Here is a 12119-nt window from a genome sequence, read left to right as displayed (position 1 = left end):
GGCGAATAGGTGCGGGTGCAATAATCTTGCCAGGTAAGACAATTTATGAAGATGGTTTTGCAGCTGCTGGAAGTGTTATAACTAAGGATATAGAAAAAGAAAAAATTGTAGTTGGTAATCCAGCAAAGAATTTTAGAAGGGTTCCGGAGGATCAACTACTTAGAAATCAGAAATAATTAGTAAAAATGGACAAGGAGAAATAATGAGAACAAACAATAAACTTAACTTTGTACTATTTATCGTAATATTGACTTCAGTATTATTAAATTATTTTATATTTCCGAATATGTTGTACACTCAATTATTTACTGCATTTTTTTTGGTAATAGCATATTTGAAATTTTCTAATACACCTAAAATGATGATTTACTATAGTACCTTGCTATTATCTATAGTAAATTTTTCTATGGTAATTCCTATAACAAGCCAGTATTCCATCTATTATTTTTATGTAACTTTATTTATTTATGCTGCAGCCTATGCATTATATTATTTTAGAAATATAAAAACATTTGACATTAAAGCAATACTAAAAAATAAATATATTATTTTCCTAATAGTATTCTTGTGTTACATGGTAATTACTACTTTTATTGCAGCTGACAAAAAGCTTGCAATTAAATATATATATAATTACATTATAATGGCATTATTGGCAATGATGATATTTGTTGAAAATAATACAATTAGTAAGTTAAAAAATACACTTAAGTATTTATTATATATATATGGTGGAATATTATTCACTGGTTTATTACAAATAGCTGGAATTACCTGTGAACTTAGAAATCATTTTGAAGAATGGGATCCTGAATCATTTGCGCAGTTGCCATATGTTAATAAAATTCCTGTAACTTTTTTTTATAATCCTAATAATTATGCTGTATTTTTAGTATTATCAATGACAGTATTAATGGTAGCTTATTTGTATACAAAAAATAAAAAAGAAAAAACAGTACTTTCTATCTTTTATTTAATTTCTCTAATTAACCTTATTTTTACAAGGTCAAGGACTGCTTGGGCTAGTTTGTTTTTAATAATTGTTTTTTGTATTGCAATTTATTTAATAAAAGAAAGAAGAAATATAATAAATGTTAAAAGATTGACAGGAATATTTATTGCCTCCTTAATGGTATTTTTTGTACTTTCTACAGTACCTGCTATGGAGCCTTTTTATGGGAAATTGGCAACTACAAGTATATTCCACTTCTTTGGAAGTTCAAAAAACAAGCAACCTGTATTAATTATTGGTAATAAAGGTTCTGATGCAGAAAGATATACACTTGCTTATGATGTAATCCATGGTATTTTCAAGGACAAAAACTATTTTGGTTTTGGACCTGGTAATGTGGAAAAATATGTTGAAAAAATGAATAATACTTATGGAGTATTAAATGTACATAGTCTGTGGCTGGAAATGTTGGGGGACTTTGGTATAATATTCTTTATTTATTTCTTGATTATATTTTTATATGTTATTAAGGAAAATGTATTTGTAAGCTACTCAGAGGAAGAGCGAGGAGGACAATTCTTTACAACTAGTGCAGCACTATTCTTTGGATTAGTATTTTTATCCTTTGCACCAAGTAGTATAATGTGGTATACCCCTTTTTGGATAACAATAGGGATAGCTTATAGAACTGCTTCTATGAGAACAGAAGAATGAGGTAAAATAGATGAATGTATTGATTATATCTAGTTGGTATCCCAGCAAAGATAATTATATAAGTGGCATTTTTGTATATGAGCAAGTTATGGCTCTTAAAAAGGTAGGCTTAAACCCTATTGTTTTTTACCCATTTGATAAGTCTATCGAAAAGAATAAGTTGCTTGTGAAAGACGAAGACGGAATAATAACTTATAGGTCTAACACAGACTATATGAGAATAAGCAAAATTTCAACAATAAATAGTCTTTTAAAGAGCCTGAAATTTTTAGATAAAATAGTTATGGAAAATAATATTGACTTAATACACAGTCATGTATGTTATACCGCAGGTTTTATAACTGCACTATATAACAAATTTTATAAAAAAATTCCTTTCATTATTACAGAACATTCGTCTAAGATAGGTGAATTTTCACAAAGGTGGTATAACAGAAAACTTTTTGCCTTTTCCTATAAAAATGCATCTAAAGTTGTTACCGTAAGTAAAAGTTTAGAACATGAATTGAGAGATATAGGTTATAATTTTAAATCAGAAATTATTGGTAATGTGGTTAATACAGATGATTTTTCAATTAAATATTCAAAAGAAGCTAAAGATGAATTCAAAATTTTATTTATAGGATTAATGGGAGATAACGAAGTTAAGGGCATTCAATATTTATTACCTGCAATAAGAGATTTTATTAAAAATCATACAAATTATAAAATTAAACTTACTTTAGTAGGTGGTGGCAGTAAACTAGATAAATATAAAAATTTAAGTAAGGATCTATCTATTGAAAATTATTGCGAATTTAAAGGTAATGTTCATAAAGAAGAAATAAAAGAGTTCATAAAAGATAATGATTTTCTAGTTCTTCCCAGTGTGAAAGAAACATTTGGCAGTGTACTAATTGAATCTATGTCAGGTGGTAAACCAGTATTAGCAACAAAATGTGGCGGACCTGAGGAATTCGTAGTTGATACTGTAGGAATATTAGTAGAACCAAAGGAGATAGCCGAACTAGAAAATGGAATATTGTATATGATTGAGAATTATGATAAATTTAATTCTCAAATTATAAGGAAATATGCTTTGGATAATTTTAGTTATGAAGCTATTGGAAATAAATTAAAACTACTTTATATAAATGTATCAAGAATTGATGGTGGAATATGAAATTTTTAAAATCTGCAATTATAACCTTTACCAGTAATATTGCCATACTTATAATTTCCTTTGCAATTACAATAGTAACTTCTCGAGTGCTTGGTACTACTGGAAAGGGAATAGTTAGCGTTGGTAATAATATAAATAGTTTTGCATTAATAATATTAGGCTTTGGTATGACCTCCTCTAATATTTATTTTGCAGGTAAAGATAAAAAGAAAATAAATGAAATTTTAGGTTCAAATATTGTTGTAACTATAATTTCAGTATTTATTTTGATCTGTCTTTATATTCTAAATCATTTTTATAGTTTAGATTTCTTATTTAAAGGTTTAGACCTTAAAATAATTGGAGTAGTATTGATAACTATTCCAATTACTAATCTAAAATCTGCATTTATAAATTTATTGTTGGGATTACAAAAAATCGAAACTTATAATAAATTAAACATATTTGATAGATTTTTAACCTTTATATTATTATTGATTTTTATTTTACCTACTAAGTCATCATATTGGGTTTTAGTATCAAATTTAATTGCATCTTTGATTCTATTAGTAGTACTTTCTATTATTATATTTATTAAATATAATAATAAAGTTACATTTTCTTTGAAATTATTCAGTAATATGATGAAATATGGCATAAAAGCTCAAGTAGGAAATGCCATCCAAATTCTTAACTATAGGTTGGACATATTTATAATACAGTATTTTCTTACTTTAAGTGACGTTGGGATATATAGTAATGCAGTAGTTCTCGGAGAAACAATGTGGAGGGTATCCTCTAGCATTGCTACAGTCGTACTGCCTATAACAGCAAATTCTGGTAATAAGTTAGAAATGACTGGCTTTATTAACAAAGTGACTAGGGTTACTTTTACAATAATATTAATTGGTTCAATTATATTAGGAGTTATTAGTAAGCCACTTATGTCTATATTATTCAATAAAGAATTTGCTAGTGGAGCTGTAGCATTAATGCTGCTAGTTCCGGGTATAAGTATATTTTCTGTTTGTAATATATTATCCAACTATATGGCTGGTATTGGGAAAATTGAAAATAATATTATCGCATCAAGTGTAGGATGTGTAATTACAGTTATTTTTGATATAATCCTTATTCCGAAAATTGGGATAAATGGTGCTTCTATTGCTACAAGCATATCTTATATAGTTTCCACAATAATTACAGTATATTTTTATATTAGAATTACTGGAAGCAAAGTCAGAGACTTATTAGTTGTTAATAAAAAAGATATTATAGAGATTAAAAATAAGATTATGAGGATAAAGCTTGGTTAGGAGTGAATTCTTTTATGACAAAAAGATGTATTGTACATATGCCCTTTTATGTTGATACTGACTACCCATCAGGGTCACAAATAAGACCGATGAAAATGATTGATGCATTTAGAAATATAGGGTATGAGGTGGATGTGGTAATAGGCTATGGTAATACTAGAAAATTGCAAATAAAATCAATTGAAGCTAATATTAAAAAAGGAATTAAATATGACTTTATGTATTCTGAGAGTTCTACAGAGCCAACTCTTTTAACTGAAAAAAATCATATTCCAGTTTTTCCATTTTTGGATTTCAATTTTTTAAAATTTTGTAAAAATAGTGGAATAAAAATAGGATTGTTTTATAGAGATATACACTGGAAATTTAGTCAATATAAAGCTACTGTACCTTTAACGAAAAGGCTGATTGCATATGTATTTTATCATTATGATCTATACAAATACAATCGACTTGTGGATGTGCTTTATTTACCTTCAGCGAGGATGTATGAATATATACCTTTTGATTTTAAAGGCAGAGTTGAAGAACTTCCTCCTGCTTTGGATGATAAGAATACATATTGTGGATACAATAAAAAGGATGAAATCAATAATTTACATATATTTTATGTAGGGGGATTAAACTATCTTTACAATTTACAGTATCTATTTCAAGTAGTAAGTGAAATTAAAGAACTAAAATTAACTGTTTGCTGTAGGAAAAAAGAGTGGGAAAATGAGAAAACTAAATATGAAAAATATATCAGTGATAGGATACAGGTAATTCACAAATCCGGGGATGATTTAATTCCTTATTTTAAAGAGGCAGATTTGTTTAATATTTTTGTAGAACCTCTAAAATATTGGGAGTTTGCTGTTCCTGTTAAGCTTTTTGATTATATTGCATATCAGAAACCTATAATTTCTACTAAAAATACGGCGGCAGGAGAATTCATAGAAAAAAATAATATTGGATGGTCTATAGATTATTCTAAAGAGTCATTGAGGAAGCAATTAATATATATATTTAAAAATCAGGAATTATTAGATGAAAAGACAAACAATATAAATAAAATTATAGCTGAAAATACCTGGAAGGCAAGAGCAAAAAAGGTAGTTGATAATTTGCAAAGCTAATTTGGAGGAATATTTATGAAAATATGCTATTTATCAGATGCTAATAGCATACATACAAAGAAATGGTGTGATTTCTTTAAAAGAAAAGGATATGATGTTCATGTAATTTCACTTAATTCAGGTGAAATAGAAGGTGTTTCTGTACATAGTTGTCATATTGAATTAGCTAAAGTAAGAAATGGAAGCTTATATTCAAAACTTAATTATATTACATATGTTAGTAAGATTAAGAAACTAATTGCAGAAATAAAACCAGATATTTTACATGCACATTATGCAACTAGTTATGGATTACTAGGTGCATTAAGCGGATTCAAGCCATATATTATTTCAGTGTGGGGAAGTGATGTGTATGACTTTCCAAATGGTAATATTTTAAAAAAAGAAATCCTTCGATACAATTTATCTAAGGCAGATATTATTTTATCAACAAGTAAAGTTATGGCAGCTGAAACAAAAAAATATACTAATAAATCTATTGAAGTTACACCATTTGGTGTTAATATCAATGTATTTAAACCTGCTGAAAACAAATATAAGGTGAAAGATAAAATAATAATTGGAACTGTAAAGACACTTGAAGCTAAATATGGTATTGAATATTTAATTAGAGCTTTTGCAATTGTTAATAAAAAATATAAAAATTTATATTTAGAAATTGCCGGTGAAGGGACTCAAAAGGAATATTTGAAAAATTTGTGTAAAGAACTTGAAATAGAGTCTTATACAAAATTTTTAGGATTTTTAAGTCAAGATAAAGTTGTGGACACCTTAAATAGATTTGATATTGCTGTTTTTCCATCAACCTTGGATAGTGAAAGTTTTGGAGTAGCAGCTGTGGAGGCACAAGCCTGCGGCACTCCAGTTATAGTGTCTGATGTGGGCGGCTTGCCTGAAGCAACAGCAAATGGAATTACAAGCTTAGTAACTAAGAAAAAAAATGTTGATGAATTAGTAAATGCAATGGAAAAGTTAATTTCAGATACGGACTTGAGAATAAAAATGGGCGAAAATGGAAGAAGATTTGTTATTGATAATTATAATATTGAAGAGAATTTTAGTAAAGTTGATTTTATTTATAAAGCTATTATAAAATAATTTTATTAAAATTAAATTTATTACAGGAGAATAACATTATGAAAATAATAACAATTGTTGGGGCAAGACCACAGTTCATAAAAGCTGCTGCAGTATCAAATGTAATAAGAAAAAAACATGAAGAAATTTTAGTTCATACTGGACAACATTATGATGAAAATATGTCTAAAGTTTTTTTTGAAGAACTTAATATACCTAAACCAGACTATAATTTAGAAGTCGGATCTGGAAATCATGGCAAACAAACTGGAAATATGCTAATTAGGCTGGAAGAAATATATGAAAAGGAAAAGCCAGATTTAGTTTTAGTTTATGGGGATACTAATTCAACCTTAGCAGGTGCATTATGTGCAAGCAAGCTTTTAATTCCAGTTGCTCATGTAGAAGCAGGGCTTAGAAGTTTCAATATGGCTATGCCAGAAGAACAGAACAGAATATTAACAGATCATTTATCTAAATATTTATTTGTACCTACAGAATCTGCAATAAAAAATTTAAAATATGAAGGAATTGAAAAAGGCGTATATAATGTAGGAGATGTTATGTACGATGCAGTTCTTCATTTTAAGAATATAGCAAAGGAAAAAACTTCAATTATTAATAAACTAAATTTATCGGATGGCCAGTATATCTTAACTACTATACATAGGGCTGAAAATACAAACGATATTAAAAGGTTGAAGAACATTATTGAGGCTTTAAATGAATGTGACAAAATGGTAGTTTTACCTCTGCACCCAAGAACTAAAAAGTATATAGATGAATATGGTTTAAAATTAAATAAAAATATTAAAGTTATAGAACCTATTGGTTACCTAGAAATGATAAGTCTTGAAATGCATGCTGAAAAAATTGTTACTGATAGCGGTGGTGTACAAAAGGAGGCCTTTTTTATGGGAAAACCATGTATAACCATGAGAGATGAAACAGAATGGGTAGAAACTGTGCAAAATGGATGGAATGTAATTGTAGGCACTAATAAAGATAATATTTTAAATTCCATAGTAAGTTTTATTCCAGAAAGACCTCAAAATAATATTTTTGGTGATGGAAAAGCAGCAAATAAAATATTGGACATAATTGAAAAATAAATTAGTTTTAATGTGCTATGTAGGTGTTAGGAGTGAAATTATGAAGATTTTATTTTTAACTCAATATTGTCCTCCTGAAGTAGGGGCACCCCAAAATAGAATTTTTGAATTTGCAAAGCAGCTAAGAAAATTTAATCATGAAATTACCATATTAACTGCAATGCCTAATTATCCTAAGGGTGAAATATTTGAGGAATATAAAGGAAAGAAAGTAGTAATTGAAGAATTAGAAGGAATTAAAATAGTTCGTACAGGAATATATGCCACTAAGGATAAATCTTTTACTAAGAGACTTAGAAACTATCTTTCCTTTACTTTATCATCAGTACTGACTGGGTCAAGATATATTGAAAAACAGGATGTTATAATAACAGAATCGCCGCCATTATTTTTAGGGTGGTCAGGTTACATACTTTCAAAAAGAAAAAAAGCTAAATTTGTATTTAACATCTCTGATTTATGGCCAGAGTCAGCGGTAAAGCTTGGTGTATTACATAATAAGGCGTTAATTAAAATGTCTACTTATCTTGAGGAATTTTGCTACAAAAAGGCAAATGCAGTTACAGGTCAAACAAGAGGTATAGTAGATAATATAGTAACTAGAGGTATAGATAAGAATAAAGTACATCTTATAACTAATGGTGTTGATACTGAATTTTTTAAAAGGGAAAATAGAGATGAAGAGTTTAGAAAAAAAATTGGTGTAGATAATAAATTTGCTGTATGTTATGCAGGAATTCATGGCATTGCTCAGGGTCTTGAAAATGTTATTGAGGCAGCTGGGATATTAAAAGATTATGAAGATATCAAGTTTCTCTTCTTTGGGGATGGTCCTGAAAAAAGTGATTTGATTAATATGGTAAATGAAAGAAAACTTAAAAATGTAGAATTCTTCCCAGTTCAGTCTAAAGATAAAATGCCGAGAATAATAGCTTCTATGGATGCGACTGTAATACCATTAAAGAAACTTGATTTATTTAAAGGGGCCTTACCATCAAAGATGTTTGAGGCATTAGCTTCAGAATTGCCTATTGTTTTGGCTGTAGAAGGTGAAGCTGAAAAACTAATAAATAATGCAAAAGCAGGAATAACTGTGGAACCGGAAAACTCAAAAGAAATCGCACAGGCAGTTTTAAAATTATATAATGATTGTGAACTAAGAAAGGACTTGGGCATTAATGGAAGAACATATGCAATAGAGAACTATTCAAGGGAGTCTATAACAAAAAAATTAGAAAATATATTATTGAATTTATAAGATTGGAGTTTTCTTATGAATATATTAAGAAAAATATTTGTTTACATGATATATCTTTATATTGCTGCATTACCAATATTCCCTAGTAAATATAAGTTTAAGGATATTCCCTTTAATGGAGATATCATACTAACCTTAATAATACTGATTTATATATTTAAGCTTATAGTTGATGTAGACAGCAGAAATAAATTTGTTAACGGATTAAAGAATTTTTTTAGAGATTATCTAAACATTTTTATCTTTTTATGGATTGCAATGATGTACGTTTCTATCCTCTATGCGAAGGATAGAACACTGGCTCTAAGCGAAACCATTCGATTTACAACCTATGCTTTGCTATACTATATTATTAAGTATGATATTAATGAGAAAAAGGTATTAGATAAAATATTAAAATTATACATATTTGTTTCAATGTTAATAGGCTTAATAGGAATTTCGCAATCATTAGAAGGCTTAGGTACAATCTCTAAAGGAAGATTTATAAATTTAAACAGGGTAGCATCTACTCTTGAAAACGCTAATAATTTAGGAGTATTTTTCATTTTAGTTTTATTCCCTTTATTAGTATTATTTATTAAAGAAAGAAATAAGCTAAAAAAAATAATTTATTTTTTATTTAGTATTATATCATTGTTTAATATAGTGATATCAGGCTCTAGAAATGCTATTTTAGCACTACTTGTTGGTATGTTTTCATTAATTATTATGTATAATTTTAAGCTTATTTTTGTGTTTTTAGCGGGTGGAGGTTTAGCCATGTTCATACCTCAAACATCAAAGATAATAAATGTTATAGGAAGTAAACTTCAAGATCCTCCTAGAATTAAGCTATGGGAAATAGCACTGTATATGATAAAAGATCACCCAATTTTAGGAGTTGGAAATGGAAACTACAGGACATATTATCCGATGTATGTAAATAATGTAAAAGATATTGCCTATGTGGCCAAAGGTGAATTTCACCCCCATAGTATTTACTTGAAAGCACAATGTGAGCTCGGAGTTATGGGGCTATTTTCCTTAGTAGGTCTGCTTATAGCTTCTGCAGCAAAAATTATAAAGTTTTCTAATACTGTTGAAGATAATTTTTATAAATATTTTTATAAGGGCTTTGCAGCATCAATGATTTCTTTTTTCTTCATGAACTCAATTGACAACTTTTTTTCAGCACCTAAAATCATAGCATATTTTTGGATCCTTTTAGCTACAGCTGAATCATATCAATGTTATATTAAAATCAATATTCAAAATACTATTAATTAATTATAATTTATAGAAATATTCAATAAGGAGAACCATATGCAAGATATTTCAATAAATATAAATGTAAAAAAAGATATAATAAATAAGGGCTATAAATTTGCAGTTAAGAGAATAATTGATTTAATACTTTCAATCATTGGCGTCATTTTATTATCTCCAGTATATCTAGCTATAGTTATTGCGATAAAACTGGATTCTAAGGGTCCTGCAATATTTAGGCAAACTAGAATAGGTAAAAATAGTGTTCCTTTTACTATATATAAATTTAGAACTATGATCGTTAACACAGAAAGTAAGAGGGAACTACAAATAGATTCTTCTGATATTAAAAATTTTGTTTTCCAAAGTAAATCTGATAATAGAATAACAAAAATTGGTAATATTTTGAGAAAAACAAGTTTAGATGAAATACCTCAATTATTCAATGTGATAAAAGGAAATATGAGTATTGTTGGTCCAAGACCAGAAATACCTGAAGTTGTAAAGTATTATCCTCTAGAATATAATCAAAGACTCTTAGTGTTACCAGGAATTACAGGACTTGCTCAAATTAGTGGTAGGGGAGAAATTGAGCTAGGGAAAACTATTTATTATGATCTTTTGTATATTAAAAATTTTTCAATTTGGAATGATATTAAAATAATATTTTGCACCTTTATAAAGGTATTTAAAAGAGAAGGTGCTTATTAAATTGAAATTACTTAAACTTAATAAAATAATAAAGAAGGTGTAAAATATTAAGAAAGTAATAAAAAATTTAATTTCAACTGGTATATCAAACATAGTAGCACAAGTTTTAACTTTTATAATTGGCGCATATTATGCCAGAATTCTAGGAAAGAACAATTTTGGTATAATAACTCTTATACAGTCAATATTGATTTATTTTACAATGATAACATTGTTCGGATTACAAACCTATGGTACTAGAGAAGTTTCTAAGAATACAGACAGTTATGGAAAGCTAATTGGAGATATAGTAATTTTTCGATTTATCATTGCAATTATTTGTAATTTAGTGTTGTTGATCTTTACCACTATGATAAATAAAGATAGTAATTTTAAAATAATTCTTTTAACTTATGGATTAACATTACTTCCTTTATCATTTAATATTGACTGGTTTTATAATGGAATCCAAGAAATGCATCATAATGCGGTATATAACATATTAAAGAGTTTAATTCCAATTATTATTATATTAAAGTTTCTAACAAGTAGTAACAGTGTTATTATTCCAATAGCAAGTATTGTTGGATTATCTGTTGCTTCTAGTTATCAGTTTGTAATTTATTTCTTAAAATATGGTAATAAAAGAGCTAAAACTAAAGTTAAAATTAACACAATATACTTTAAAAATTATATTATTTATGGAGCTCCTTTTTTAATTTCTGGCGTTTTAAGTATGATAAATAATTATATCGATAGAATAGTAATTGGGTTTACAAGAGGTAGCGGTGAAACAGGAATATATTCAGCCTCTTATTACCCTATTATGTTTTTAATTAATTTGATTGCAATTTTATTTACACCCATATTTCCCACATTAATAAATTATTACCATAAGAATTTAAAAAAAGAACTGGAAAACTTTAATGATTTGGTGGCTAAGGTTGTTGTCACTATAGCTTTACCAATATCTATTGGAGGAATTATACTTTCAAAACAAATTATTTTATTGGTCTTTAATGAAGACTTTTTAGAAGCTTATAAGCCTTTAAGGATTCTACTAATTTACATATTTATTTTATTCGTCCGTGAAATATATGGTTATCAATTAAATGCATGGAATATGGAAAAGTTATACTTAAAGATAATTGGAATTTCAGCTTTATCAAACCTAGCACTTAATCTAATTTTTACTCCTAGATATGGAATTAATATCGCTGCAACAATAACTATGAGTACTGAACTAATAAATTTATTTATGATGAAAAAAAATGCAAATCGTGTTGTTCATACAAAAATATTCATTTATATAATGAAGGTGTTGCCATCAACGGTTATCATGGGTGGGTTTATAACCATTATGAAATATTACAATATGAATGTAATAATAATAATTATCTGTTCTATTTTAGTTTATTCATTATCAATTATATTATTTAAGGTTTTTGATTTAAGAGATGTGAAAAATGTGATTGTTAACAGTTAATTAATTA

Annotated in this window: 11 protein-coding genes; all 11 read left to right on the top strand. The window is 27.5% G+C overall.

Annotated elements, in window-relative coordinates; genetic code table 11:
- Positions 1-176: LbetaH domain-containing protein (locus ACJDUG_RS08035; protein ID WP_479723033.1), on the top strand; the 176-nt coding region annotated here is incomplete at its 5' end.
- A 182-nt stretch (positions 177-358) separates the two neighbouring features.
- The gene (locus ACJDUG_RS08030; protein WP_406769376.1) at positions 359-1666 is read left to right on the top strand and encodes an O-antigen ligase family protein; all 1308 of its coding nucleotides are present in this window, start codon (positions 359-361) and stop codon (positions 1664-1666) included.
- 10 nt (positions 1667-1676) lie between these two features.
- Positions 1677-2828 (top strand): glycosyltransferase, encoded by a 1152-nt coding sequence (locus ACJDUG_RS08025; protein ID WP_406769375.1) that lies wholly within the window; start codon positions 1677-1679, stop codon positions 2826-2828.
- A complete protein-coding gene (locus ACJDUG_RS08020) occupies positions 2825-4123 on the top strand; it encodes a flippase (protein WP_406769374.1) in 1299 nt (432 codons plus the stop codon). Before ACJDUG_RS08025 ends, ACJDUG_RS08020 begins: the two co-directional genes overlap by 4 nt.
- A gap of 14 nt (positions 4124-4137) precedes the next feature.
- Positions 4138-5241 carry a glycosyltransferase gene (locus ACJDUG_RS08015; protein ID WP_406769373.1) on the top strand — a complete coding sequence of 368 codons (1104 nt, stop codon included), beginning with the start codon at positions 4138-4140 and terminating at the stop codon, positions 5239-5241.
- Positions 5242-5256: 15 nt separating this feature from the next.
- The gene (locus tag ACJDUG_RS08010) at positions 5257-6339 is read left to right on the top strand and encodes a glycosyltransferase (protein WP_406769372.1); all 1083 of its coding nucleotides are present in this window, start codon (positions 5257-5259) and stop codon (positions 6337-6339) included.
- A 38-nt stretch (positions 6340-6377) separates the two neighbouring features.
- A complete protein-coding gene (gene wecB, locus ACJDUG_RS08005; protein WP_406769371.1) occupies positions 6378-7430 on the top strand; it encodes a non-hydrolyzing UDP-N-acetylglucosamine 2-epimerase in 1053 nt (350 codons plus the stop codon).
- A gap of 40 nt (positions 7431-7470) precedes the next feature.
- Positions 7471-8688, top strand: a complete 1218-nt coding sequence (locus ACJDUG_RS08000; RefSeq protein WP_406769370.1) for a glycosyltransferase family 4 protein — start codon at positions 7471-7473, stop codon at positions 8686-8688.
- A gap of 15 nt (positions 8689-8703) precedes the next feature.
- Positions 8704-9957 (top strand): O-antigen ligase family protein, encoded by a 1254-nt coding sequence (locus ACJDUG_RS07995; RefSeq protein WP_406769369.1) that lies wholly within the window; start codon positions 8704-8706, stop codon positions 9955-9957.
- A 36-nt stretch (positions 9958-9993) separates the two neighbouring features.
- Entirely contained in the window at positions 9994-10647 is a 654-nt protein-coding gene (locus ACJDUG_RS07990; RefSeq protein WP_406769368.1) for a sugar transferase, read from the top strand.
- A gap of 46 nt (positions 10648-10693) precedes the next feature.
- Positions 10694-12112, top strand: a complete 1419-nt coding sequence (locus ACJDUG_RS07985; RefSeq protein WP_406769384.1) for a flippase — start codon at positions 10694-10696, stop codon at positions 12110-12112.
- The last annotated feature ends 7 nt before the right edge of the window (positions 12113-12119 follow it).

The organism is Candidatus Clostridium stratigraminis, from assembly GCF_045310675.1.
GTDB lineage: Bacteria > Bacillota > Clostridia > Clostridiales > Clostridiaceae > Clostridium_AT > Clostridium_AT stratigraminis.
This window is presented reverse-complemented; position numbering and strand designations above follow the sequence as displayed.

Excerpts from the sequence above, each read along its gene's own strand:
- ACJDUG_RS08015 (WP_406769373.1), top strand. The coding sequence starts at position 4,138 with ATGACAAAAAGATGTATTGTACATATGCCCTTTTATGTTGATACTGAC.
- ACJDUG_RS08025 (WP_406769375.1), top strand. The coding sequence starts at position 1,677 with ATGAATGTATTGATTATATCTAGTTGGTATCCCAGCAAAGATAATTAT.
- ACJDUG_RS08000 (WP_406769370.1), top strand. The coding sequence starts at position 7,471 with ATGAAGATTTTATTTTTAACTCAATATTGTCCTCCTGAAGTAGGGGCA.
- ACJDUG_RS07995 (WP_406769369.1), top strand. The coding sequence starts at position 8,704 with ATGAATATATTAAGAAAAATATTTGTTTACATGATATATCTTTATATT.
- ACJDUG_RS08030 (WP_406769376.1), top strand. The coding sequence starts at position 359 with ATGATGATTTACTATAGTACCTTGCTATTATCTATAGTAAATTTTTCT.
- wecB (WP_406769371.1), top strand. The coding sequence starts at position 6,378 with ATGAAAATAATAACAATTGTTGGGGCAAGACCACAGTTCATAAAAGCT.
- ACJDUG_RS08010 (WP_406769372.1), top strand. The coding sequence starts at position 5,257 with ATGAAAATATGCTATTTATCAGATGCTAATAGCATACATACAAAGAAA.
- ACJDUG_RS08020 (WP_406769374.1), top strand. The coding sequence starts at position 2,825 with ATGAAATTTTTAAAATCTGCAATTATAACCTTTACCAGTAATATTGCC.
- ACJDUG_RS07990 (WP_406769368.1), top strand. The coding sequence starts at position 9,994 with ATGCAAGATATTTCAATAAATATAAATGTAAAAAAAGATATAATAAAT.